This is a genomic window from Arthrobacter sp. 9V, assembly GCF_902506065.1.
GTDB lineage: Bacteria > Actinomycetota > Actinomycetes > Actinomycetales > Micrococcaceae > Arthrobacter.
Map to the genome: position 1 here is coordinate 4,158,289 of NZ_LR732912.1, position 24,583 is coordinate 4,182,871.

General features: G+C 63.2%; 25 protein-coding genes, 1 tRNA gene and 1 riboswitch. Of the genes, 11 read left to right on the plus strand and 15 right to left on the minus strand.

Annotated elements, in window-relative coordinates:
* Positions 1–229 precede the first annotated feature (229 nt).
* The gene (locus tag BACI9J_RS19100; RefSeq protein ID WP_201296620.1) at positions 230–922 is read left to right on the plus strand and encodes an FAD-binding protein; all 693 of its coding nucleotides are present in this window, start codon (positions 230–232) and stop codon (positions 920–922) included.
* 89 nt (positions 923–1,011) lie between these two features.
* On the opposite strand, the gene BACI9J_RS19105 is transcribed toward BACI9J_RS19100, so the two are convergent.
* Positions 1,012–1,812, minus strand: coding sequence for an NlpC/P60 family protein (locus BACI9J_RS19105; RefSeq protein ID WP_159735757.1), 801 nt, complete (start codon positions 1,810–1,812; stop codon positions 1,012–1,014).
* A gap of 3 nt (positions 1,813–1,815) precedes the next feature.
* Positions 1,816–1,983, minus strand: a riboswitch (cyclic di-AMP (ydaO/yuaA leader).
* 174 nt (positions 1,984–2,157) lie between these two features.
* A complete protein-coding gene (locus tag BACI9J_RS19110; RefSeq protein WP_159735758.1) occupies positions 2,158–2,793 on the minus strand; it encodes a copper resistance CopC family protein in 636 nt (211 codons plus the stop codon).
* 114 nt (positions 2,794–2,907) lie between these two features.
* Here BACI9J_RS19110 and BACI9J_RS19115 point away from each other — a divergent pair, with 114 nt between their 5' ends.
* The 5 genes from BACI9J_RS19115 to BACI9J_RS19135 all read left to right on the plus strand — a co-directional run bounded on the left by BACI9J_RS19115 (position 2,908) and on the right by BACI9J_RS19135 (position 6,638).
* On the plus strand, positions 2,908–4,350 hold the full coding sequence (locus tag BACI9J_RS19115) for an NCS2 family permease (RefSeq protein WP_159735759.1): 1,443 nt from the start codon (positions 2,908–2,910) through the stop codon (positions 4,348–4,350).
* A 78-nt stretch (positions 4,351–4,428) separates the two neighbouring features.
* Positions 4,429–5,376 carry a formimidoylglutamase gene (hutG, locus tag BACI9J_RS19120; protein WP_159735760.1) on the plus strand — a complete coding sequence of 316 codons (948 nt, stop codon included), beginning with the start codon at positions 4,429–4,431 and terminating at the stop codon, positions 5,374–5,376.
* Positions 5,377–5,444: 68 nt separating this feature from the next.
* Complete coding sequence (locus tag BACI9J_RS19125) at positions 5,445–5,924, plus strand: hypothetical protein (protein ID WP_159735761.1); 480 nt, start codon at positions 5,445–5,447, stop codon at positions 5,922–5,924.
* Positions 5,925–6,118: 194 nt separating this feature from the next.
* Positions 6,119–6,189 (plus strand) — tRNA-Cys (locus BACI9J_RS19130).
* 227 nt (positions 6,190–6,416) lie between these two features.
* Positions 6,417–6,638, plus strand: coding sequence for a hypothetical protein (locus tag BACI9J_RS19135; protein WP_159735762.1), 222 nt, complete (start codon positions 6,417–6,419; stop codon positions 6,636–6,638).
* A gap of 128 nt (positions 6,639–6,766) precedes the next feature.
* Here BACI9J_RS19135 and BACI9J_RS19140 read toward each other — a convergent pair whose 3' ends face one another.
* The 3 genes from BACI9J_RS19140 to BACI9J_RS19150 form a co-directional block, all read right to left on the minus strand.
* The gene (locus tag BACI9J_RS19140) at positions 6,767–7,015 is read right to left on the minus strand and encodes a hypothetical protein (RefSeq protein WP_159735763.1); all 249 of its coding nucleotides are present in this window, start codon (positions 7,013–7,015) and stop codon (positions 6,767–6,769) included.
* Between the two features lie 199 nt (positions 7,016–7,214).
* A complete protein-coding gene (gene hutH, locus BACI9J_RS19145) occupies positions 7,215–8,807 on the minus strand; it encodes a histidine ammonia-lyase (protein WP_159735764.1) in 1,593 nt (530 codons plus the stop codon).
* A gap of 4 nt (positions 8,808–8,811) precedes the next feature.
* Positions 8,812–10,551, minus strand: a complete 1,740-nt coding sequence (locus BACI9J_RS19150) for a urocanate hydratase (RefSeq protein ID WP_159735765.1) — start codon at positions 10,549–10,551, stop codon at positions 8,812–8,814.
* A 160-nt stretch (positions 10,552–10,711) separates the two neighbouring features.
* Here BACI9J_RS19150 and BACI9J_RS19155 point away from each other — a divergent pair, with 160 nt between their 5' ends.
* The gene (locus tag BACI9J_RS19155; protein ID WP_159735766.1) at positions 10,712–11,149 is read left to right on the plus strand and encodes an SRPBCC family protein; all 438 of its coding nucleotides are present in this window, start codon (positions 10,712–10,714) and stop codon (positions 11,147–11,149) included.
* On the opposite strand, the gene BACI9J_RS19160 is transcribed toward BACI9J_RS19155, so the two are convergent.
* Together BACI9J_RS19160 and BACI9J_RS19165 are read right to left on the minus strand one after the other, a co-directional pair.
* Entirely contained in the window at positions 11,146–11,952 is an 807-nt protein-coding gene (locus BACI9J_RS19160; RefSeq protein WP_159735767.1) for an IclR family transcriptional regulator, read from the minus strand. The two genes, BACI9J_RS19155 and BACI9J_RS19160, sit on opposite strands and share 4 nt — an antisense overlap.
* A gap of 165 nt (positions 11,953–12,117) precedes the next feature.
* On the minus strand, positions 12,118–14,169 hold the full coding sequence (locus tag BACI9J_RS19165) for an ALF repeat-containing protein (protein ID WP_159735768.1): 2,052 nt from the start codon (positions 14,167–14,169) through the stop codon (positions 12,118–12,120).
* 257 nt (positions 14,170–14,426) lie between these two features.
* Between BACI9J_RS19165 and BACI9J_RS19170 the strand changes: the two genes are divergently transcribed.
* Positions 14,427–15,863, plus strand: coding sequence for an amino acid permease (locus BACI9J_RS19170; RefSeq protein ID WP_159735769.1), 1,437 nt, complete (start codon positions 14,427–14,429; stop codon positions 15,861–15,863).
* Positions 15,864–15,955: 92 nt separating this feature from the next.
* On the opposite strand, the gene BACI9J_RS19175 is transcribed toward BACI9J_RS19170, so the two are convergent.
* Both BACI9J_RS19175 and BACI9J_RS19180 read right to left on the minus strand, forming a co-directional pair.
* Complete coding sequence (locus BACI9J_RS19175) at positions 15,956–16,705, minus strand: 3-hydroxybutyrate dehydrogenase (RefSeq protein ID WP_159735770.1); 750 nt, start codon at positions 16,703–16,705, stop codon at positions 15,956–15,958.
* Between the two features lie 4 nt (positions 16,706–16,709).
* A complete protein-coding gene (locus BACI9J_RS19180) occupies positions 16,710–18,092 on the minus strand; it encodes an MFS transporter (RefSeq protein ID WP_159735771.1) in 1,383 nt (460 codons plus the stop codon).
* Positions 18,093–18,229: 137 nt separating this feature from the next.
* Between BACI9J_RS19180 and BACI9J_RS19185 the strand changes: the two genes are divergently transcribed.
* The gene (locus tag BACI9J_RS19185; RefSeq protein ID WP_159735772.1) at positions 18,230–19,126 is read left to right on the plus strand and encodes a LysR family transcriptional regulator; all 897 of its coding nucleotides are present in this window, start codon (positions 18,230–18,232) and stop codon (positions 19,124–19,126) included.
* A gap of 114 nt (positions 19,127–19,240) precedes the next feature.
* Here BACI9J_RS19185 and BACI9J_RS19190 read toward each other — a convergent pair whose 3' ends face one another.
* A complete protein-coding gene (locus BACI9J_RS19190; RefSeq protein ID WP_159735773.1) occupies positions 19,241–20,173 on the minus strand; it encodes a spermidine synthase in 933 nt (310 codons plus the stop codon).
* Positions 20,174–20,289: 116 nt separating this feature from the next.
* Here BACI9J_RS19190 and BACI9J_RS19195 point away from each other — a divergent pair, with 116 nt between their 5' ends.
* A complete protein-coding gene (locus BACI9J_RS19195) occupies positions 20,290–20,475 on the plus strand; it encodes a hypothetical protein (RefSeq protein ID WP_159735774.1) in 186 nt (61 codons plus the stop codon).
* Here the strand turns inward: BACI9J_RS19195 and BACI9J_RS19200 are convergent.
* A complete protein-coding gene (locus BACI9J_RS19200) occupies positions 20,448–21,320 on the minus strand; it encodes a sucrase ferredoxin (RefSeq protein ID WP_159736563.1) in 873 nt (290 codons plus the stop codon). The two genes, BACI9J_RS19195 and BACI9J_RS19200, sit on opposite strands and share 28 nt — an antisense overlap.
* Before the next feature lie 80 nt (positions 21,321–21,400).
* Positions 21,401–22,606 (minus strand): cupin domain-containing protein, encoded by a 1,206-nt coding sequence (locus BACI9J_RS19205; RefSeq protein ID WP_236558768.1) that lies wholly within the window; start codon positions 22,604–22,606, stop codon positions 21,401–21,403.
* A 14-nt stretch (positions 22,607–22,620) separates the two neighbouring features.
* On the opposite strand from BACI9J_RS19205, the gene BACI9J_RS19210 reads away from it, so the two are divergent.
* A complete protein-coding gene (locus tag BACI9J_RS19210; RefSeq protein ID WP_201296621.1) occupies positions 22,621–23,016 on the plus strand; it encodes a hypothetical protein in 396 nt (131 codons plus the stop codon).
* Between the two features lie 6 nt (positions 23,017–23,022).
* On the opposite strand, the gene BACI9J_RS19215 is transcribed toward BACI9J_RS19210, so the two are convergent.
* Genes BACI9J_RS19215 through BACI9J_RS19225 form a run of 3 tightly spaced genes read right to left on the minus strand, consistent with a single transcriptional unit; the run spans position 23,023 to position 24,572 of the window.
* Entirely contained in the window at positions 23,023–23,526 is a 504-nt protein-coding gene (locus tag BACI9J_RS19215) for a GNAT family N-acetyltransferase (RefSeq protein WP_159735776.1), read from the minus strand.
* Positions 23,527–24,198, minus strand: coding sequence for an O-methyltransferase (locus BACI9J_RS19220; protein ID WP_159735777.1), 672 nt, complete (start codon positions 24,196–24,198; stop codon positions 23,527–23,529). It abuts the gene before it with no gap.
* 41 nt (positions 24,199–24,239) lie between these two features.
* On the minus strand, positions 24,240–24,572 hold the full coding sequence (locus tag BACI9J_RS19225) for a thiamine-binding protein (RefSeq protein WP_159735778.1): 333 nt from the start codon (positions 24,570–24,572) through the stop codon (positions 24,240–24,242).
* Between the last annotated feature and the right edge of the window lie 11 nt (positions 24,573–24,583).

Consider the following 24,583-nt stretch of genomic DNA (forward strand, 5'->3'; position numbering starts at 1 on the left):
GTCAGGGCTCGGTTCCCGGCCGTCCATATTGCGCTACCGACGAACACACAAAACGCGCCGCCGAAGAGGCTATCCATGGCCGAAAAAGTTCGGTAGTGTTCGAGTCACCGAATGGCCGGCAAATGTGTCTCACAGCACATGCCCGGTCATTTATTTGCGGCCGCTTGGGGAACTCGGACGCGATCCCACGCGATGCCGTAAGGCACACACGTCAAGGAGGAACCAAGCAGTGTCACTCACGCCTGATTCCGGCACGGAGCGCACCACCACCGTGGTCATCGGAGCCGGCCTTTCCGGCTTGGCAGTTGCCAGCGAGCTCAGCCGCTATGGCGTGGGCTCAATTGTGGTTGACGGGTTTGGTGCGTTGTCCGCCACAGGGCCGTCCGTCCATACAGGCATGCTTCAACGCACCGACGCCGCAGATCCAGCTGCAATGCAGGAGCGCAACGAAATCCTCCGCCACCTGCGGAACTACGCAGCCAACCATCACTTGGATGTTCGTAACACCACCCGGGCCGTCCGCCTTGATTTCCTGGGCTCGGACCCCTCGCGGCAAATGGGATACGGCTTGGCCGCCAGCATGACTACCGCGGGTCTGAGGACCGGACTCCATGTCTCGGGCCCCATCGAATCAAATCCCCGGCAGTGGGCGGTGCACACAGCTCAAGGCGTCCTCCTGGCAGATCACGTTGTAGTGACGCGCTGCGCCCAGAGCCAGTTACGACGCATGCTTGCTGAACTCGGCATATCCGTCGGACAGAATTTTGCCGCAGCCATGCGGGCCGTTGGGATGCACTTGGTGGGCGTAGGAGACCTTATTACACCGTCCCCCAAGGAAGTCCTGCGGCAAGCCAAAGCGGTGGGGCAGGCCATCTCCTCCAAGGTTGCCTTGCCGTCGGGTCCCGGAATCGCCCTCGCCTGACTTTTACGGACAGAACTTAACGCCAAAGGCCGGCACCCTCGAAGACGTGAGTCTTCAAAGGTGCCGGCCTTTGAACTGCCGCGTGAGGCTTATGCGCCAGCGCGTACGTACGTGATGGGACCAGTTGCGGTCAACCAGCTGATCGGGTGGATGCCCGTCTGGTTGCCGTTGATGCCACCGCTGATGGCCTGGCCGTTGCCGATGTAGATGGCAACGTGGCCGGACTGGACGATCATGTCGCCCGGCTGGGGATCGCTGACTACCTTGCCGTAGTTCATGAACTGCATGGGGCCGAGGTCGCCTACCGGGATGCCTGCGGAGCCAAGGGCCTTTTCAACCATGGCGGTGCAGTCCTGGAAGATACCGATCTGGGCGTAAGCCGAGGCAACCATAGCTGCGTTGACGCCGCCAACGGCGGGAGCAGCAGCTACAGGAGCCGGAGCAGCGGCAACCGGAGCGGCAGCCACAGGAGCAGCAACCGCAGCCTGAGCGGCGACCGGAGCTGTTGCAGCAGCGGTGGTGACAGCTGCCTTCTGAACTACGGGAGCCTCAACAACAGGAGCCGGCTTTTCGATGACCGGAGCTGCTACCGAAGCAACAGCCGGACGCTCGAAGTTGACGGTGGCCGTTGAAAGGGCCGTAACAACCTTGGTGGGTGCCTCGGAAACGGTCTCAGCGACCGTAGCGGGGCTGGAATCGCGCTGAACCGGGGTCTCAGCTGCGTGAGCAGCAATGGAGCCGGTCAAAACGAGGCCCGAGGCGGCTGCGATAACAGCTGCCTGACGGCCAGCGCCTGAAGCGTTGCTGGCCACTGCCTTCGAGATGGAGATGAACGGATTAGGACGTACGCTGTCCGCCTTACGACGGCCGCGAAGAATGCGTGAAGACATGAAAGAGCCTCTCCCGATGCCTGCGAGGTTAGCTGTCGGATTCGGATGGGAGTCACCCGGCCACTATCCCCCGCTGTTAGGCGGAAGCTTCGTGACTTCACCCCAAGGCGCGCTCGAAAGCGGCCTAAATTGGGTTCCCCGTCTCTGCCGTAGGTTTGTCTGCGAACGGATTCCGGACTGCGGCAGAGCTAGGCAATCAGGCCGGAAGTGCCCGCTACGTGGAACAGGCACAGGTACTACCGTACGCGATGAATCAGCCGAAGTCACATTTAAGTAACGGGAACCGGGGTTCCGGCGTGTCGCGGTAACCGTTTCGAGATATTCGCAGCTACGTAGAAAACCGCGTTATTCCGCGGGAGTATCGCTATCGGCGTCGTTCGAAGCCGCCAATTTCTTCCGTGCGGTAACAGCGAGATAAATAACGAGACCCACAGCCACAACGGCCAGCCCTACGATGCTCCACGGAAATGGCTGGGAGGCGTCAGCCGCCGGCTCATTGTTGCCCGTTGTCCCCGGCGCGGCAGTGCCCGCGGTGGGAACCGCGGCTGACGAAGCTGATGCCGCCGGTGAGGCACCTGCGGTACCACTCGCCGTCGTCGTGCTTCCCGCGGCGGCTGTGAACGTGAAGGTGCCCTCAATGGGGTGCGAATCGGAGCTGACCACACGCCAAACCACGGTGAACTCGCCTGCGGGTGCGCCCTCGCGAAGCTTCTGAACGGCCTGATTGTCGATGATTTCCACCGGGCCATCTGCCCAATTTTCGCCGCCCGCGGTCACCGTGACACCGGAACCGATGGCCAGGGGGCGGTTGTTGAACGTAATGGAGACCGACGCCGGGACTGCCGCCACGCTGGCACCGTTGGCCGGCGCGGTTGACTCGGCGACGTCGTGCGCGGACGCCGGTACCGCAGAGAACAGCAGGGCTGAACAAAAAGCAAGAGCAGCAACGACGGCGGCCAGAAGCGGGCGGATGGTACGCATGGGGCGGTTTCTCCTAGTGTTGGCTTCCTTACAGACTAGGCGAATCGTTGGGAGGGTCCGCACCGGACAACATAGGATTTGAGAGCAAACTCCCCTCGATCCCCGGAGACCTTCATGCTGAAACAAGGTTCTGCAGTCGACCGCTACTTCAAGATCTCCGAACGTGGATCCACATACTCGCGGGAAATCCGTGGCGGCTTCGCGACCTTCTTCGCCATGAGCTACATCGTGGTGCTGAATCCACTGATCCTCTCCGGGCCGGACTCGAGCGGCGCCTCGCTGGGCTTCACCGCCGTTGCAGCCACGACGGCGTTCGTTGCCGGCATCCTGACCATCCTCATGGGCGCCTGGGCCAAGCACCCGTTCGCCGTGGCCACGGGCCTGGGAGTCAATGCCTTCGTGGCAGTCACAGTGGCATCCCACCCCGGGCTGACATGGCCGGACATGATGGGGCTCGTGGTGCTTTCGGGCCTCACCATGCTCATCCTGGTGCTGACCGGTTTCCGGACTGCGGTGTTCAAGGCAGTGCCGGAAGCCCTCAAAACCGCAATTGTTGTGGGTATTGGCCTCTTCATCGCCCTCATTGGCTTGGTCAACGCCGGTTTCGTGCGCCGCATCCCCGACGCCGCCGGCACCACCGTTCCGCTCGGCTTGGGTGTGGACGGCAAGCTCCTGGGCTGGCCTACGCTGGTGTTCGCCGTGGGCCTGATCCTGACCATCGCCCTGGTGGTCCGCAAGGTGCGCGGTGCCATCCTGATCGGGATTGTGGTTTCCACTGCCCTGGCCGCGATCCTCGAGTTCACCCTGCAGATTGGCCCGAGCTTTGACGGCACCAACGTCAACCCCCGCGGCTGGTCCCTGGTTGCCCCCACGCTTACGGAATGGGGCGCCCCGGACCTGTCCCTGATCGGCAAAGCCAATCCGTTCGGCGCCTTTGAGCACCTCGGTTTCATCGCTGCGGCTTTGCTGGCGTTCGTGATACTGCTCAGCATCTTCTTCGACGCCATGGGCACCATGGTGGGCTTGGCCAACGAGGCCGGAACCGTGGACGAAGACGGCAACATCCCCAACGTGGACCGCGTCCTGCAGGTGGATGCACTCGGAGCCATTGTGGGCGGTGGGGCCTCTGTTTCCTCCAACCAGATCTTTGTGGAGTCCGGTGCTGGAATCGGCGAAGGCGCACGGACCGGGCTCGCCTCGATCGTCACCGGCGCACTCTTCCTGGTGGCCATGTTCTTCACTCCCCTCATCAACCTGGTTCCGTTCGAGGCCGTGGCTCCCGCCCTGGTTGTGGTGGGTTTCATGATGGTCTCGCAGGTGGGCAAGATCGACTGGCAGGACTGGGGCGTGGGAATTCCCGCGTTCCTGACCATCGCCCTCATGCCGTTCACCTACTCCATTGCCAACGGACTCGGCGCAGGCTTCATCTCCTTCGTCCTGATCCGCACCTTCCAGGGCCGGGCCCGCGAAGTCCACCCGCTGATGTGGGCTGTGGCTGCAGCGTTCCTGCTGTTCTTTGGCATTGGAACCGTGGAAGAGCTGCTCGGGGTCAAGTAGGCCCACAAGTCCGGTATCTCAGACACGCCACCAGCGGAATGGCTGGTTTTTGGGTCCGGCGTCAGGTGTGCTGGAAACATGGAAACAAGCCCCTCAACCGTAGATGTCTCCCCCACTCCGTGGACCGGTCGCTTTGACGGCGAGGGCAACGAGCACCGCCGCTGGTGGCAGGCCGTAGCGCCCCACACCGGTTCCGGTGCGGCAGCAGCCTCGCGTCCCGCCGTCGTGCTTGGTTTTTGCAGCGACGCCGGCGTTCTGCGCAACAAGGGCCGCGTGGGTGCCGCGGCAGCACCCGCCGCTATACGTACGGCGCTGGGCCCGCTGGCTTTCCATCTGGACCGTGACGTGTTCGACGCCGGGGATGTGGTTGTGGAGGACGACTCACTGGAGGCGGGCCAAGAGCGCGCCGGGCTCGCCATTTCGGAATTGCTCGACGCCGGCAATCTCACGGTGGTGCTGGGCGGGGGCCACGAGACCGCGTTCGCCAGCTACCTCGGAGTTGCCGGTTCCGACATTGTTCGCGGCAAGCGCCTGGGTGTGCTGAACCTGGACGCCCACTTCGACCTCCGCGACGAGCCAACGCCCAGCTCAGGCACACCGTTCCTGCAGATGGCCAAGGCCGAAGCTGCCGCTGGGCGCGAACTGCAGTACGCCGTCGTCGGAATATCGGAGCCCAACAACACGCAAACACTCTTCAACACCGCCCGACGCTTGGGCGTGAAGTACCTTCTTGATGAGCTGTGCACGCCGGAAGCAACGGAAGTGTTCGTTGCCGACTTCCTGGCGGGCGTGGACGCGCTGTACCTGACGATTGATCTGGACGTGATGCCGGCGTCGGTGGCGCCCGGAGTGAGCGCGCCGGCCGCCTACGGTGTGCCGTTGCCGGTTATCAGCGCCATCTGCCGGCAAGTGGCCGCCAGCGGGAAGTTGCTGCACCTGGATGTAGCCGAGCTGAACCCGGAATTCGACATCGATAACCGAACCGCACGGGTTGCCGCACGACTGATCAACACGCTGCTCGCTTAGGCGGACGTTTAGCTACCCCTGTTCCCGGGAACTTCCTCCGCATAGCCTGTGTGGAGGAAAGGATGACGATGCGTGCAGCGTCTGTGCAGGACAAGTGGGCATGGGTGACCGGGTTGGTAGCGGTGGCCCTGGGACTGGTAGCGCACATGGTGGCCGGCGGCAGCGCGCCCGCCGTCCCCGTCCTCCTGGCATTCGCCGCACTGGGCTCTTTGGCGGCTCAACTCATTTCCCGGTGGGTGCACGGGCCCTTGCTGCTGCTCCTTCTTTCCGGCGTGACACAGCAACTGCTGCACCTCGGGTTCGACGCTTTTGGAGGGTACTTCCCCGGCAACGGATTCCTGGATCACTTTCACGGCAGCCAGGCCACTGTAAATGCGCCGGCCGCAGAGGCCGCCAGTGCGGGCAATGTTCACCTCATGCTCTATACACACATGGCGGCGGCTATTCTCACTCTGCTGGTGGCATCTGGGATTTCCAAGGTGGTGGGGGTGCGTTCCCAGCGACGCGCAGCCGCGGATCCCGCGTTTGTCCGCTACCCCCGCCCGTGAACGTAGCGCGCAACGAACAAGCCGCTGATCCGCTGGCTCCAGAGAGGATCGGCCGTCACTGAAGGCAACGCAGGGCAACTTTCCCGTAGCCCGACGACACCACCCCGTAGCGCAGGGACACCTTGCGTCGCCCTGCGAAAGGCGGGGACACCAACATTGCCCGGCACGCGGCCGGGCCCCTAGTGTCGTTTGCACGTGGTGTACCCAAGAGGCCAGGGAGCTGCCTGCAAAGCAGCGTACGCGGGTTCGAATCCCGCCACCACGTCTACGGGACCCCAACGCCGGACCCCCTCGCGAGATGGCAGTTAATGCCCATGTTTGGCGTAAACATCGGCATTAACTGCCATCTCGGCGGCCCGCAGCCAGGCTTCAAAGCTCGCGGCCCAGCTGAGACCCAGCTCACGGCCGTGCCAGTCATCTTACAAATACTCAGGACCGCCCACTACGATTGATGGGTCGCCCTCGCATGCGGCACGTAATAGGAGGCCCCCAATGACCCCTGCAATGGTTGCAGAACGCGAAATCCGCCTGTCTTTTTCCAAGGCAGACGAAATCCACGACGGACTCGACCGCGCCGTGGATGCCCTGATCGAAAGCGCAGCAGCTGATGCTAACTGCGGCATTCTGGTGACCCGGCACGAGCCCGGCACCTACACCGTGGCTCTGGACGAATCCGTTCCCTTCGGTCAGACCCGCGAAGTCATCGCTGCCTGATCGCCACCCCTGACGGCACTCCCGGCAGCGACGCAAAAAACCGGGGCCCGTTCCTTTCCGCATCTACTACCCGCGGAAGGGAACGAGCCCCGGTTTCTGCTTTAACAACTAGCTCTGCGAAACTTCGCCTACGCCCGGCGAAGAGTGACGCCGTCGGACTTCATGAACAGTTCTTTGCCCTCTTCGGTAACGCCCGGGCCAGAGCGCTCAAGCCACACCACGTTTCCGCTGCCGGAAACTTCTTCGACCAGGCCGGCAGCTATGACGTGGGCGTATTTGACCACTTCCACCCGCTCGCCGACTTTCAGCGTCTTCCAATCGGTAACCATGGACGTGTGAGCGCTTCGCCTGGACAGGACTGCTCCGCGTGCCTTCATTGAACTTCTACCCCTTTGTGGATGTTCTCTGTTGTGTATTTAGTTGTGTGAACGGTTGACCGTCAAGCCCACAACACCGTTGTTGTGGACGTGACGTACACCATAAGTTCTACTACATTTGTCACGCCCCGGTCATTGCGTTGCGAACAAAGACCGGGGCGTGACAAATTTGCCCATCAAATGAGCGTTTTATTCGATGTCAGGCCAAAATCCCGACGGCGGATTCGGCGGCCGCACGGACCGCACCGGAGCCAACCAGCCGGTCAGCCGCTTCCAGTTCCGGCGACAGGAACCGGTCAGTGCCCGGGCCCTGAACCACTTCGCGAAGCACCTCGAGCACTGCCGTGCCGGCCGGGCCCGGGGTGAGTTCGCCGTCGGACATTTGGGTCCGCATGTCAATGGCACGGGCGCTGGTGACAAGCTCGACGGCGAGCACGCGGCGAAGATTCTCCACGGCCTTGCGCAGCTTCCGGGCAGCGTGCCAGCCCATGGACACGTGGTCTTCCTGCATGGCGGAGCTCGGGATGGAGTCCACCGACGCGGGAACGGCCAGGCGCTTGTTGTCCGAGACCAGTCCGGCCTGCGTGTACTGGGCGATCATGAGGCCGGAATCGACGCCCGGGTCTCCGGCGAGGAACGCCGGCAGTCCGTGTGAACGCGCGGGATCGAGCATGCGGTCCGTGCGTCGCTCGGCGATGGAGCTGAGGTCCGCCACCGCGATGGCCAGGAAGTCCAGGACGTAGGCCACGGGGGCGCCGTGGAAGTTGCCGTTGGACGTGACGCGGCCGTCGGGGAGGACTACGGGGTTGTCGATCGCTGCAGCGAGTTCGCGGGAAGCAACCAGTGCGGCGTGGTCCACAGTGTCGCGGACAGCGCCGGCAACCTGCGGGGCACAACGCAGCGAGTAGGCGTCCTGAACCTTGGTGTCGTTAATCCGGTGTGAAGCAACAATGGGCGAGTTGGACAGTACGCGGAGCATGTTGTCCGCGCTGGCAGCCTGGCCGGGGTGCGGCCGCAGTGCAGCGTGCAGCTCAGGCAGGAACACCTGGTCAGTGCCCAGGAGCGCCTCAACGCTGAGCGCGGCGGTGACGTCCGCCGTCGCAAGCAACAAACGGATGTCCGCGATGGCCATCAGGAGCATGCCGAGCATGCCTTCCGTGCCGTTGACGAGTGCCAGGCCCTCCTTCTCAGCGAGAGTGACCGGCTCAATTCCGTGCTGTGCAAGCAGCTCAGCAACGGGCGGCTGGCCGACGGTTCCGTAGAGTTCGCCGTCGGGACCCGTTGCTTCGCCTTCGCCCATGAGGACCAAAGCGCAGTGGGACAGCGGCGCGAGATCGCCCGAGCAACCCAACGAACCGAACTCGCGGACCAGCGGGGTGATTCCGGCGTTGAGGACGTCCACCATGGTCTGCAGAACCACGGGACGGACGCCCGTGCGGCCGGAGGCAAGGGTCTTGGCACGGAGGAACATGATGCCGCGGACCACTTCGCGTTCCACCGCCGGGCCCATGCCTGCTGCGTGACTGCGGATCAGCGACTTCTGCAACTGCGTGCGGAGGTCGTTGGGGATGTGGCGGTTGGCCAGGGCACCGAAGCCCGTGGAAATGCCGTAGGCGGGGACATCGCTGGTTGCCAGATCGTCAATGTGCGCACGGACCTTGGCAACGTTGTCCAGGGCTTCCTGGGAAACGGTCACCTTGGCGTCGTGGCGTGCGACGGCGACGACGTCTTCCGGGGTCACGCCGCTGGAGCCGAGGGTGACGGTGAGCTGTTCGCTGGATGTGATGGTCATGTTCTTACTTGCTCTCTGGGGATTCGTTCATGGGGATGCGGACGCCGCGTTCGTTGGCGACTTCGACGGCGCGGGGGTAGCCGGCGTCGACGTGGCGGATGACGCCCATGCCGGGGTCGTTGGTCAGGAGTCGCTCGAGTTTCTCTGCGGCCAGGTCAGTGCCATCAGCCACGGAAACCTGTCCGGCGTGCAGGGACCGGCCGATGCCGACGCCGCCACCGTGGTGGATCGAAACCCACGTGGCACCCGAAGAGGTGTTGATCAGGGCGTTGAGCAACGGCCAGTCCGCAATCGCGTCCGAACCGTCAGCCATGGATTCGGTTTCGCGGTAGGGAGACGCCACGGAACCGGAGTCCAGGTGGTCCCGGCCGATCACGATCGGGGCCTTGACCTTGCCCTCCTTCACCAACTGGTTGAAGAGCAGGCCGGCTTTGGCGCGTTCGCCGTATCCGAGCCAGCAAATACGCGCCGGCAGCCCTTCGAATTCCACACGGTCTGCAGCAGCGTCGAGCCACTTGTGCAGGTGCTTGTTCTCCGGGAACAGTTCCTTGATGGCTTTGTCCGTGACGGCGATGTCTTCCGGATCCCCGGACAGGGCAACCCAACGGAACGGGCCAAGACCCTCGCAGAACAACGGCCGGATGTACGCCGGGACGAAGCCCGGGAACTCGAACGCACGATCATATCCGCCCTTGCGGGCCTCGTCACGGATGGAGTTGCCGTAATCGAACACTTCGGCGCCGGCATCCTGGAATTCCACCATCGCTTGGACGTGGCGGGCCATGGAAGCCTGGGACTTCTTGGTGAACCCTTCCGGATCCGCCTCAGCCTCGGTGTGCCACTCAGCCACGGTGATGCCCTCGGGCAGGTAGCTCAACGGATCGTGCGCGGAGGTTTGGTCAGTGACCACATCAAAGGTCACTTCCCCGGCCTTGTGGCGGCGGAGCAGTTCCGGGAACACCTCAGCGGCATTACCCACATAGCCCACGGACCAGCCGCGGCGCTCGTCCTTGGCTTTCTGGACCTTGGCGATCGCAGCATCCAGGTCCGTTTCAACCTCGTCCAAGTAGCGCTTGCCCACACGGCGGCGCAGACGGGTTTCGTCCACATCCACGATCAGGCAGGCGCCGTCATTCAGGGTTACAGCCAGCGGCTGGGCCCCGCCCATGCCACCACAACCACCGGTCAGCGTCAGGGTGCCGGCCAACGGGCCTTCCACGGAATCCGCCGCAGCGGGAGCCGGATGACGGCATTCAGCAGCCAGCTTGTTCCCGACGGCGGCAAAAGTTTCGTACGTGCCCTGAAGAATGCCCTGGGTACCGATGTAAATCCAGGAACCGGCGGTCATCTGGCCGTACATCATCAGGCCCTCGGCCTCGAGACGACGGAACTCAGGCCACGTAGCCCAGTCCCCCACCAGATTGGAGTTAGCCAACAGCACACGCGGCGCCCACTCATGAGTGCGGAACACACCTACCGGCTTGCCCGACTGAACCAGAAGGGTTTCATCCTTCTCCATGGTCTCCAACGTCCGGGTAATAGCATCAAAAGCAGCCCAAGACCGGACAGCACGGCCCGTGCCACCATAAACCACCAAATCATCCGGACGCTCAGCAACCTCAGGATCCAAGTTGTTCATCAGCATGCGCAACGGCGCCTCGGTCTGCCACGACTTGGCAGTAAGCTCAGTACCCCGCGCGGCCTTAACCGGACGGGCACCAGTGGTGAAATCGGCGGGTGCCATGGTGACTCCTTCGTCTGTGGGAAGTGTGGTGGAAAGATGTTCTGCTTCTACTAAAGCCCCTTTATCCCGCGGCTGGAACGGCTTTTGGAGTGGTGCTGTCCGGGATTACAGACCCGTTAAGCCCCTCGCATTTGTGCGGCCATGAGCGCATGCTGGAGCTATGGCAACGTTCCGAGTGACCACGCTGATCGCCGCGCCGCCCGAGCGCGTCTTCGCAACTTGGACAGATCTTGACCGGTTCCCGGAATGGATCGGCGGGGTGACGCGTGTGACGGATCGCATCGGCTCAATGGACCAGGCCGGCAGCCGTTACACGGTGTGGTTCGGGAAGATGGCAAGCCCCACTGAGGTCCTTGAAATTGAGCGGCCCCGGCATATCCGCACACGCTTCGGTAACGCAATATTGAAGGGCGAGTCTGATGTGACGTTCGCACCTGAGGCAGGAGGCACACGCGTCCAGCAGGAATTTGTGACCCGGGGATTCATCGCAGCGATTTTCGGGCGGCTGTTCGCCATGGGCTCCTACAAGGGCAGCTTCCAAGGCGAGCTGGAGACCTTTCGCAAGCTCGTCGAAAGCGAGACCCTGAGGCCGGACTAAGCTCCGGGCCGGCCGTGGATTCGCACCGACAATTCGTCGGCGGCTTTGCGAATGCGGGCAGCCAGAACCGGCCATTGCTCGGCAGGAACCTTGTCCTCCAAGAACGTGACGGCGACTGCCGCCGTCGGCCATCCAACATGGTCCGTCACAGCGGCGGCAATGGACCCGAATCCCGGCGTGACTTCGCCGTTTTCCGTGGCGTAGCCACGCTGCCTCACCTGATCCAAATGGGATGACAGCGCGGAGTATTTCATGATGGGGAACTCCACCTCGTGCCGCGAAGTAAAGGCGGCGGCATTCGGGTACAAGGCCCGGACCTGCGACTTCGGCAGGGCAGCAAGGATGGCGCGGCCCGACGCCGTGAGGTGGCTGGGCAGGCGGACCCCGACGTCGGTCACCAGGCTGGGGCGGTTCTTGGCGCGTTCCTCCACGATGTAGAGAACGTCGCGGCCATGGAGCACCGCTAAGTGTGCGCTCTCACCGATCACGTCCACCAAGGACGCGAGCATGGGACGCCCCAGCCGGGACAGGGGTTCCTGGCGTGAATACGCAGAGCTGAGTTCGAAGGCGCTGATGCCCAAACCGTAGCGCTGCTCTTCGTGCAGATGCAGGACGAAACCGTTCGCTTCCATCACGCCGAGCAGGTGGTAAACGCTGGACCGCGGCAGGCCGAGCGCCGTGGCGATGTTCGACGCCGCCATGGGACCGCGTCGCGAAGCAAGCAGTTTCAAGATGCGCAGCGTGTTCTCGGCGGCCGGGACTTTGGACGTAGCTTTGCCTGGTGCGGTGGGCGTCGTTGTCATGGTTCCTCGCTGCTCGGCTGCTTAGGGGAGGCCAGGCATAGCTGTCCGGTATCCCGTACTCAAGCGTGCACCCTTCAAAGGGCAATCACCAGCAGCTTATAGAGGTAGGTGTCTGGGATGCCGGACCCGGTTAGAGCCCGGACCTCTACCCGGTGGCCGGGCGCCTTACGCCGAAGCTGCGCCCCTACGCCGGAGCAGGAACGTGATGGCTCCGGCCGCAGCCAGGACCAGCGCAACGATCAGCCCAATGGTCCAACCGCTCAACCCTGCAGAGGAAGCGGCCAACGGGGTTGCTGCCTCTTGCGACTGCGAATCGACAGACGCGGAGTCCTTTTCAGCTGATGCAGCCGGTGGCACTGAAATGCTGGGCACGGCCGACGGAGTGGCCGTGGGTGTTGAGGCAGCTTCGGCCGGCGTACCGGTTTCGGCAAGCCCGACGGCGGGACCGTAGTCGCGCGGCCAAGGAATGACCACCGGGGCTACTCCGGTTCCCGAGTGCTGCGAGATATCAACCTGGCCGGCTGCAGACTGGCCAGCCTGCCCATCGGCGGCGGCAGCTGCTTCCGCCTGCCGGGCTGCTTCTGCTGCTGCTTCCGCCTGCCGGGCGGCTTCTGCTGCCTTGGCAGCGTCAGCCGCCTTTCCGGCGTCGACGGCTGCAGTGTCCGCAAGCCCAAGGAGCTCGGCGATCATGGCATCGATGGAAGCGACGTGGGCAGTGGTTGCTGCGTCTCGGTTCGCAGCCTCAGCCCGGCCCTTGGTCATGAAGGCCTCGAGATCTGCACGGCTGCCATCGAGGGCAACGCTCGCGGCCGCACGAACCTCCGGCGTCGAATCCAACGCGTAGCTGGTCTGGATGCGATTATCCAAGTTCCGGGCTTGATCAAAGCCGTACTCCAGGAAATACCGAACGTCTGCGTGGTTGGCTGACTTGAGCGCGGCCTTGGCGGCCTTCTCTACATACTCGCCGCCGATTGCCATGAGCTGGAATGAACGCTGCCGATCTCCAACGAAAGCCTCGCTGTCGGATTCGCTGGCAGCGTGATGTCCGGCGGTAATGAACTCCTTGACTGCAACGTCGCCACCAACTACGGCAGCCTCGGCCGCCTTACGCACCTCAGGTGTCCCCACCAATGCAAGATTCAGGGTGGCCTGACGGGCTTCGTTGATCAGCGCGTCAAGGTCGGCGCCGGGGGCATTCAGCCTGGTAAGCAGCTCCGGAATTTCGCGTGCCGCCTTTGCAAAGGCAACCTTTGCCGGCTCCTGCGATGCCTGCTGGGCTTCATCCTCGGTCCGCCTCGAGATGGCCAGCGATGAGAGTAAGTCCCTGTCTGCCGCGAGCCGCGATGAGTCTGCCGTCCTTGCGGCAGCGGCAGCCATTCGGGCCTGTTCGACGGCGGTCTTCGCGCGGTCCGCGACAGCCGGGGTGCCGTTCGGGCTGGCTGCAATGTCTGACTTGACCTGCTGGAGCAGCCCGGACACTGTGGCGGACTCGGCGTCCCGGCCGGCCGCAACGAGCTGCCCGTAGCGAAGGAAATCAGCAACAATTTCCCTATCATCCGTGATCACGGCAGCCTTGGCTGCCGCGCGAACGCCGGCAACAGGAGAATCAAAGAGCTTGAAGGCAGCCTGACGGTCGTCTATCTCCGCGGCGGCCAGCCAGCCCCGGAGAACGAACTCTTCAATGGCTTCGGGGCCTTTGTCCAAACTGGTGGAAGCCTGCGTTCGGATTGCGCCGTTCAGAGTCAGGAACCTATAGGCAGTGATATCAAGGTCCAGCTGCCACGCTCCGGCCCAGCCCGTCGTGAGAAAAGCATCGATGGCTGCCGGATCGTTTAATGCCAGGATTTTCTGAGCCGACGACCGCACATGCGCACTCCCCCGCGTCGTCAGCTCGGTGACCAGCTGTTTGCGGTCGGCTGCCAGCGTGACGTCTTGTCCGGCGTCGAGGAATGCTTGAAGCGCATCTGCGCCACCCGCCAGCGCGGTTGCAGCGGCAGCGCGGGTGGCAGGGCCACCTGTCTTCCACAGCTCAACAACACCCGCGGCGTCAGTAGCCCGCTCCACGAATGGCACAGGGGCCTGCGAGGCATTCGGCACCTCGAAAGCAGGAATGTCGTAGGCCTGGGCAGGAGCAGTGAAGAGCAACGAAGCGCAGGCCACAACGGCAACAAGGGCAGCAGTAACACGGCGCCGGGTAGCGCGGAATGAAGAAAACAAGGGTCCCCCAGGTAACGGATGCGATTGGCAGCGCGGAATTCAATGGGGGCGACGCGGATGCGAGGGATGCCTGACCGGTGACGAGCTGTCCGCGGTCATCATATCCGACTCTGGACTATGACTTTTGCCACCGTGAAAAGCAGTATCGCTGGACTGTCTGCGATCAAAGACACCAAAGCTCCGTGAGTCCCATCACAAGGGCTCCAAAAGTGATCTGCTGGATAGCGATCCCCTCCCAAAGACGAGAAGGTTTTACTATGCAACAAACCAAGCTGGCTACGGAGAGCTCTGTCCTCCAGGCCGCGGGTACGGCGCTCAGCCGAGGCCTCAACGTCCGTCACATTCGCTTCATGGCGCTCGGTTCTGCGATCGGAACCGGCCTTTTCTACGGCTCCGCCTCCGCCATCCAGAAAGCCGGACCCGCTGTCCTGCTGGCCTACATCATCGGCGGTGCTGCCGTGTTCATGGTGATGCGTGCGCTCGGCGAAATGGCCGTCCGACACCCAGTGTCCGGTTCCTTCGGCCAGTACGCGTCCAAATACCTTGGACCGTTCGCGGGTTTTGTGACCGGGTGGACCTATGTCTTCGAGATGGCGATCGTGGCAATAGCCGACGTCACGGCCTTCAGTATCTACATGGGCTTCTGGTTCCCACAGGTGGACAGATGGATATGGGTGCTTGCCATCATCCTGTTCCTTGGAGCCATGAACCTGCTCAGCGTGAAGGTGTTCGGGGAGCTCGAGTTCTGGTTCTCGCTCATCAAAGTGGTGGCCATCATTGCAATGATCGTGGGCGGTGCAGCGATTGTGGTGTTCGGCTTCCAAACGGGCGACGGCGGTGGCGTGGCACCGGGACTTGGGAACCTGGTTAATCACGGCGGTTTGTTCCCCAAGGGTTTCGAAGGGCTCCTGGCCTCGTTTGCCGTGGTGATGTTCGCCTTCGGCGGGATTGAAACGATCGGTATCACAGCCGGTGAAGCCACCAATCCGAAGAAGGTCATCCCGCAGGCAGTTAATACTGTGCCGGTCCGCGTCTTGCTCTTTTACGTACTGACGCTGGGCGTGCTGATGAGCATCTTCCCGTGGAACGAAATTGGCAGCAGTGGCAGCCCGTTTGTTCAGATCTTCGACGGCCTGGGAATCCCTGCCGCACCGCACATCCTCAACGCCGTAGTCATTACGGCTGCGCTTTCCGCGATCAACAGCGACATCTTCGGGGCCGGGCGCATCCTGTTCGGGCTGGCCCAGCAGGGGCATGCACCCAAGAGCTTCAGCAAGATTTCCCGCCACGGCGTTCCGTGGATGACCGTGGTGATGATGGGCGGCATCCTGCTGGTGGGTGTCGTGTTGAATGCTGTCATTCCGGAGGACGTGTTTGTGCTCATCGCATCCATCGCTACCTTTGCCACCGTGTGGGTTTGGGTGATGATCCTGGCTTCGCACGTGGCCCTGAAGCGGGAGATCAAACGCAAGGGGCTGCCGGCGTCGGAATTCGGTTCGCCGCTGTGGCCAGTGGCGTCGATCCTGACCATGGCGTTCATGGCCATGGTGATCGTGATCCTGGGCGTCTTCGAGGACACGCGCATTGCCTTGTACGTCGGCGGAACCTGGCTGGTCCTCCTGTTTGTTGCCTACAAACTGTGGGTCCGCGGGGGTGGCCTGCGCCGCGCAGAGCTGGTGGACGAGACTGCCTGATTCCCTCCGCCGAGGTGACAGTTAATGCCAATGTTCGCGTCGAACATTGGCATTAACTGTCACTTCGCGGGGTTGCACAGGGTTGCGCGGGGTTACCGCGCCGACCATCCACCGTCCATGGTGTAGCTCGCGCCGGTGACCATGCCGGCGTCGTCGGAAGCCATCCACGCAGCCAACGACGCCACTTCCGCAGGCTCCACCAGCCGCTTCACAGCGGACTCGGTGAGCATCACTTTGGCCAGGACTTCGGCCTCGGGGATGCCGTGGAGCCGGGCCTGATCGGCGATCTGCTTCTCCACCAGCGGCGTGCGGACGTAGCCCGGGTTGATGCAGTTGGACGTGACGCCGCGTTCGCCACCTTCCAAGGCTGTGACTTTGCTGAGCCCTTCGAGGCCATGCTTGGCGGAGACGTATGCGCTCTTGTAGGCGGAGGCCCGGAGCCCGTGGACGGAAGAGATGTTGATGATCCGGCCGAATCCGTTGGCGTACATGTGCGGTAGCGCGGCCCTGATGAGGAGGAACGGGGCCTCCAACATCAAGGCCAGAATCCGGCGGAACTCCGCGGGCTCAAACTCCTCGATCGGGGCAACTTTTTGGATGCCGGCGTTGTTGACCAGGATGTCGCAGTCGAGGCTCAGCGCGGCCAACGAGTCCACGTCCAACAGATCCACTGTCCAGGCTGTGCCGCCCAGCTCGTCGGCGAGGGCCGCAGCTCCGGGGGCATCGACGTCGGCCACTACTACTTTCGCCCCACGGGCGGCGAGCGCCCGGGCACAGGCCGCCCCGATTCCGCTCGCACCGCCGGTCACCAGTGCCTTGCGTCCGTTCAAGGAGTTGTCCATAGGATCAGCCTTTCGAGGCGGTAGTGAGTCCGTGGCGGACGGCGTCGGCCTCGTCCACTTCCTGGAGTGCGATGCCTTTGGTCTCCTTCAGCGAAACCACGGCCACCACGGTGATGGCGCACGCAACCACGAGGTAGATGGCTGTGGGTACCCAGGATCCTGTGTCCTTGAGCCACTGGGTTGCCAGCAGCGGTGCGAGTGAGCCGGCGAAGATCGAGGTGACCTGTGAGCCGAGTGAGACGCCTGAGTAGCGCATGCGGGTGGGGAAGAGCTCGGACATGATGGCCGGCTGACCCGCGTACATGAAGGCGTGCAGGCAGAGACCGATGGTCACGGCGAGCACGATTACCACTGCGTTCCTGGTGTCGAACATGGGGAAGGCGAAGAACGGCCAGGTTGCTCCCGTGATGGCACCGATGAGGTAGACGGGTTTGCGTCCCCACGAGTCCACCAGGCGTCCCACCTGCGGGATGACCAGGAAGTGGATGACGTGGGCAATGAGGAGTGCCATCAGGAGCGAGGAGGTGTCGTACTTGTGGACGCTCTTGAGGTAGACAATCGCGAAACTTACCACCAGGTAGTACATGATGTTCTCCGCGAAACGGAGGCCCATGGCCTGGAGGATGCCCTTGGGGTACTTGCGGATGACTTCGCCCACGCCGTAGCTGATGGCTTTGGACTCCTCCACCTGTGCCTTGGCTTCGAGGAAGATGGGGGCTTCGGTGACGTGGGTGCGGATGTAGTAGCCAACGAACACGATCACTGCGGACAGCCAGAACGCTACGCGCCAGCCCCAGCCGAGGAAGGCTTCGCTGCTGAGGGTGGTGGACATGACGAACAGGACCAGCGTGGCCAGGAGGTTACCCACCGGCACTGCAGCCTGCGGCCAGGAGGACCAGAAACCGCGGGACTTGTTGGGGCTGTGTTCAGCTACGAGCAGCACGGCCCCACCCCATTCGCCGCCGAGTGCAAAGCCTTGGATGAAGCGGAGGGCCACCAGCATGGCCGGTGCCCAGTATCCGATGTCCACGAAGCCGGGCAGGCAGCCCATCAGGAACGTGGAGACGCCCACGATCACGATTGTCAGCTGCAGCGTGGGCTTGCGGCCCAACTTGTCACCGATCTGGCCGAACACGATTCCGCCCAGCGGCCGGGCAACGAAGCCTACCGCGTAGGTGATGAACGCCTGAATGATGCCGTCCAGTTCGTTTCCGGTGCTCGGGAAGAAGTACTTGCCGAAAACCAGCGTGGCGGCCGTGGCGTAGAGGAAGAACTCGTACCACTCCACCACGGTCCCCACCATTGAGGCCGCCACGATCTTCTTGAGTCCGGAGCCTTGACCGGCGCCTTTCCCTGCTTTTGATGCGGAGCGCTGCTCTACGCTCATATCCATCTCCTCAGTGTCCTCTTTGACCCTTGTGAACGTGATGTGATCCACAACACGAAATACTCCACTGAGTATTGCTGCAGATTCTTAAGCACTCAATGACCAAAGCGGCACCTTGTGTGTGCAGAATTGCAGATATGAAGCCGAACCCGGATGACCTCCTCATCCTCCTTGCCGTCTCGCGTTCAGGAAAATTTACGACGGCGGCCCAGGCCTTGGGGCTAAACCACACCACGGTTTCGCGCAGGATAGCAGCGCTGGAAAAGGCGATGGGCGGCCGGGTCCTCGCGCGTGCGGCCGGCGGCTGGGAAGTGACGGAGTTGGGCGCCGAAGCCGTACTGGTCGCAGAGCGGATCGAAGCTGCGGTGGGCGCGCTGGGACCGGGCGACCACACGCCCGACCCCATCACCGGCGTCGTGCGCATGACCGCAACTGACGGTTTCAGCGCCTATGTTGCTGCGCCGGCGGTGGCACGCCTCAGGCGGGAGCATCCCGGGCTCAGTGTGGAGATTGTGACCGTGACCCGCCGGGCCTTGCAACAGCGCTCCGGCCTGGACATCGAAGTGGTGGTGGGGACACCGCAGGTACACCGGGCCGAGGCCATCCGACTCGGCGAGTACCGGTTGGGAATGTACGCCTCCCGGGCCTACCTTGCTGCCAAGGGCACGCCGGAGAGCATCGAGGAACTGACGCAGCACCAGTTGGTGTACTTCGTGGATTCGATGCTGCAAGTGGATGACCTGGACGCTCCCCGCAGACTGGTACCCACCATGCGGGACGGCCTGAGTTCAACCAACGTGTTTGTGCATGTGGAAGCCACCCGGGCCGGCGCAGGAGTGGGTTTCCTGCCCTGTTTCATGGCCGACCGGCACGCTGATTTGGTCCGCCTGCTGCCCTCGGACTTCGCAGAGTTGCTCCCCTACTGGATGGTCCTCCGCCCTGACTCCATGCGCCGCCCCGCAGTCGCCGCCGTCGTGCAGGCCCTGCGGGAGGAAACGGAGCAGCGGCGTGAGGAGCTGCTGGGGGCCGAGTGAGGCTCGCCCCCTCCGCCGAGATGGCAGTTAACGCCAATGCTTGCCGGAAACATCGGCATTAACTGCCACTTCGCGGGGGTTAGGTGAGCGGGTTGTTCCGGAGCATGGAACAGTTCACTGAGCCGGAGTAAACGGGCCCGTTAATGGATCGGCTGCGGGTTCCCCTGGGGGATCGTGCCGCACCGGGATTCCTTTGGCGAACGCCCGCACCTTGGCATCGTCCCAAATGTGCGCAGGCACGCCGCCTCCCAGAAGTCTGCGGGCCAGGGTGGGATCGTCACCGAACGGCGCGTGGCTGCCGGCCATGATCATGTTTCCGTAGCGTCGCCCTTTGAGCATGGCGGGATCGGCAATGATCATGGTGTGCTCAAACGTGTCCGCGATGGTGGCGGCGTCGGCCCGTGCATTCTTGAGGTCAGGGGCGTCCCCTGAGTTGACTACATACAGCCCATCGGGGGCGAGGACCGAGTCAGCATGGGCGGTGAACTCCCTCGTTGTCAGGGCCCGGGGCGTGAAGGCTCCGGCGAAAACATCCCGGATGATCAGGTCCCTGCTGTCCGGGGTGAGGGACTCGGTAACTTGCCGGGCCTCACCCACGCGGATCCGCAACAGGGGCGCTTTGGGGAGGTCGAACCAGCCGCGCACGTAATCGGCCAGCTTCCCGTCGAGCTCAACAACCACCTGACGCGCTTCAGGATAGGCGGCGTGGAAGTACCGTGCCATGGAGCACGCTCCCCCGCCGAGGTGAAGGGCCCGCATCTTGGGCTTTTGTTCGCGGGGCCACCGGGATTCCACCAATGCGGCAATCCAGCGCATGTACTCAAAATCGAGGAACAGCGGGTCGGCGAGGTCAATGTGAGAGCTCATCACGCCGTTGATTTTCAGAAGCCAGCCGTTGGAGTTGTCCTGGTCCTGAATCAACTCGCAGTCGCCTGTATCGATGTAGTAAACGCCAGCAACCGGACCGTCAACGCGGGTGCCGGCGGGCACCTCGACGACTCCCGGCGTCGACCTCTGAGACCTGCCTACCTTAACGCGTTTCGCCACTATTTCCGCCTGCTTGAGTCATGCTTCAAGCCTAGTGGAGCACTGTACGATCGCTATCCGATGCAACAAAGTAAGGCTACTTACCGTTTTGCCCGTAAGAGCCATATGATCTCTACATGGAACTAGGAGCATCCGTATGGGTGGAGGTGTTGACGGTGGCGGTCGCCTGGCTGACGGTCGTCTGCCTCCTCCTGGCACGCGTGCCCAAACCGCCGAGCCTGCTTGACTCATCGCTGGAGGATTCACCCCCGGACGGGTCACCGTTGGATATGGATCAATCCGAGGACTCGGAATTCCGCTGAAGCCTTTCATCACTTGTGATGGACGTGGGCTCATAGACCATGACCGAACCCGTTGACGGCGCCAGGCATGTGAGCTGATAGGGAGCTGAGCGGCGGACCTGCAATTCCACATCGATGTTCGCCGGGTGAGGCGGTTTACCGGTGATGTGGATGCGCCAGGATCCGCCCTCGCGAATGGTCTCGGTGACCTGATAGTCGTGCCGGCCGGCAGGGCCGAACCGTTCCAACAAGGCCGCGACGGCCGCTTGTTGCAGAGGGGAAAGATCCGTATACCCACGCAAATACTCGGCATGGATACGACCGGCGAGATGCGCCTCAATGGTGGCGACGGATGACCCGGCGTCCAGACCTCCGTAATACACGCCGTCCGGAGCCACCACAACGTTGGCCGCAAACCTGTCGCCGCCAACATGGGAGCACTCCCACACCAGCTCCGGCCACCGCTCGCTCAGGGCGCGCCCCACCGGCCTGCCACGTACTGCGCAGCAAGGGTCATGCCGGCCATGCGCACAGATCAGAACTACGGGCGGAAGACCCGGGTCTCCCGGAGATGCCAACGCCGTGACAATTCCGGCAAGGTCCTCCTCCCGCTCCCACGTTCCCCAGAGCTGCTGATAAGCACCGGAACTCTCATAACGCAAAACTGCCCAACGTTTTGGTCCGTGGCGGGGGCGCGGGCCGGGACGCCGCACCAACAAAATGCGTGCACCCGCCGTCCACGCTGCCGAGGACAGAAGAGCTTTGGTCCCGGCGTCCAGTTCCAGGCCGTCGAAGCCGTTGGGCGGCCACCCGCCCCGATGCTCTATGAGGACCCACACCAGCCCAGGCGACGCCGTCCCGGCCATGGAGTCGCCGCGTACACGGGCGCTGTTGGCGCAGAAAAAGCCTCTGGTCGTGGCAACATCGCTCTCAGAACCCGGCACTGTCACTGCTCAGCGGGAACGAGCACTCCTGCACGCAGCAGCCTTTCCACGAGTTCAATCCCGAGGTCATGTGCAAGGTATTCCCCTCCATCCAGCAGGCGCTTCACGGACGGCAAGTCCGTTTCGGGGAAGTCGAGCCAACCCACGCGGGTGGACAGTCGTGAGCCCTCGAACCGCGCTTCCAACGCATCCCTGAGCCGCACCAGCGAGCCCGACCCGAGGCCCTGGACTGCCGCGAGCTGGGCCACCGGACCAAGCGGTGCCGGACGTCCTTGTCCCCTTCGTGTGCGCTGGAAAAGGGAAGTGATATCAGCTTCACGGACAGCGGAGGCGAGTCGTTCACGGACGAGTGCGATCTCCCCCTCGGGTCCGTCCACGCCCAACGGCAGGGTCCCTCGCATCGGGGGATCTTCGCAGAGTGCTTCAAGGGCAACCTGTGCCAGTTGTTCAGCCAATGCGTGGCGGGTCCAACTGTGGACTCCCAGCGTGAGATGAATGGAGACTTTGCCTTGGGCTTGGGCGGCGTGCAGCCAACCCCGCGGAAGATAGAGGACATCGCCGGGTTCAAGAACGGTGTCAATGTACGCCGGGCTTTGAGCGGCCTCGGCAACTTCAGAGCGGCGATCGGTCCACGGTTGGCTTCGCAGCGGGTCCACGTGTACCGGCTCGTGGATGATCCAGCGCTTGGTTCCCTCGATCTGCAGGACGAAGACGTCGTGGACGTCGTAGTGATCGTCAAAGCCACGGTTCTGGGGCGGGGTGATGTAAGCGTTGGCCTGTACGGGATGCCCCAGCTCGGTGCTCAGCTGAGTACTGAAGCTCTGTACCGGGTCCCAAGTGCGATGCAGCGCCTGCAGGACGAGGGTGGCTCCGTCGGAAAATTTGCGCCAGAGTGCGGTGTCGTCCAGCTGGTCTGAGATGGTGGCCCCAACACCCGCCGGGGAGGTGAACGAGGATTCGGGAAGCGTGGAGCCGCCCTTGGCCACGCGAAGGAAAGGTGTGCGCAGACCGCGACGCGAAATAAGTTCGTCAACCGCGCCGGCAGAAAATACATCGGAGAAGTCGCTGACGCCGCGGCTCAGCAGTGCGGTGCGCCCCCAGACTTCGCTGGCAAACTTCTCAAGGCCCACGTCGATCAGTCGTGTTTCCAGGACCCCGGCGCCCTTCACCGCGCCGGGGTCCTGGAAATCAGTGCTGGTAGAGCTCAAATTCAGCTGTCCTGTTGCCCGGCGCCGCCATCAGCGCCACCATCGGCACCACCGTCCGCGCCACCGTCCGCGCCGCCATCGGCACCGCCGTCAGCGCCACCGTCCGCGCCACCATCGGCGCCGCCGTCGTGAGTGCCTGGTACGCCCGACGCGCCACCGTCTGCGGGGCCTTCGGCACCACCATCAGCGCCACCATCCGCACCGCCGTCGGCACCGCCGTCCGCGGGGCCTTCGGCACCACCATCAGCGCCACCGTCTGCCGGGCCCTCCTGCTGGTTTGGATCCTGCTCTGGATCAGACATGCTTCCTCCCGAGAATCGAATGCTTCAACCCGGGCGATCATCAGCCGCACCGCCCGTGATCACCATATCCATATGGGTCAGCTGTGGGAACAGCTTGGCCGCATCTGAAATGCGTTAACGCCCGACGCCGGGGCGCACCATCCGGTGTTCCGGCAGTGAGTACCAGGACGGGTCGCAGAGCTGACGTTTCCCGTCCGGCACAAAGCCGTTGCGTCGATAAAACGCCTGCGCGCGCGGGTTGTCATCCAACACCCACAAATACGCCGGGCCATCACCGATCAAGGCATCAACCAGCGCCTGCCCCACGCCCCGGCCGTGAACGCGCTCCAAGGTGTAGAGCATGAACAGCTCAACGTCACACGGGCCATCCTCGTCTTGTCCGGGACCCGCGGCGCCGAGTCCCACAAGATCGCCGTCTGGACCGTGGGCCAACATCCGGGCGTGTCCAGCAGCGATGAATGCCCGGTACCGTTCGATGCGGTCAGGCAGCGCCGCCTCCTGCTTTTCGAAGAACTCCGGAGGCAGCAAGTGCCCATAGCTCTCGCGCCACGACCGGACATGCATCAGGGCCATGGCCTCGGCATCGTCAACCGTAGCCGGGCGAATCGTGAAATCCACTTAGCGGACCCGCGCTATCGCGAAGCCGTCCCAGCCTTTGCTTCCCACGGTCTGAATCGCGGTGGCATCGAGTCGAGGATCCTGGCCCATCTTTTCCAGCGCGGCCACGATACCCGGCGCGTTCACTTCGTCCCGCCCGGGCTCCAGGATGGCACCGTCCCAGATGACGTTGTCCACCACGATCACCGTTCCCGGACGCCCCAGCCTGATGGCCCAGTCAAGGTAGTTGGAGTCGTTTTCCTTGTCAGCGTCGATGAAAACGAAGTCGAACGATTCCTGACCCGCCAGCGTGGGAAGAGTGTCCAAGGCAGCACCCACCCTGATGTCCACCTTGTGTCCCACACCGGCGGCATCCACGTTGGCCCGCGCCACGTCCGCGTGCTTTTGGAGGTATTCACACGTGACTATCCTGCCGTCGTCGGGCAGTCCCTGTGCCATCCAGATGCTGCTGAACCCGGCCAAGGTCCCGATCTCCAGCACCCGCCTGGCACCGGACATCTGCACGAGCATCCGGAGCAGCTTGCCGGCGTTGGGAGCTACTTCGATCGCCGGCATGCCCGCTTCCACCGCGGAAGTCAGGGCGCGATTGTGGACAGGGTCAGGATGCACGACGACGTCGGTAAGGTAACGCTCGACGTCCACCCAACCGGGCTCGGTAACGTGTTCGATCATGGCCCCCAGTCTGGCACTCGGCGCGCCTGTTGGGGAAGGATCTAGTCCGTGGCGGAAATGGCGTCCTCGAGCCGTTCAACTTTGCCGGTCAGCTCGCCGCTGTACCCGGGCCGGATGTCGGCCTTGATCACCAGGGACACGCGGCTGCCATAGCGGCCAACTGCCTCGGTGGCGCGCTTGACCACGTCGAACACCTCATCCCATTCGCCCTCGATGGTGGTGAACATGGAGTCCGTCTGGTTGGGTAATCCGGACTCGCGGACGATCTTGACTGCGGCAGCAACGGCGTCGTGGACGGAAGCGTCAGGGGCTGGTCCCCCGTTGGTGGCGGAAGCGGGCTGGCCCGAAGGGGCGACTGAGAATGCAAGCAACATGAAATCCAGTG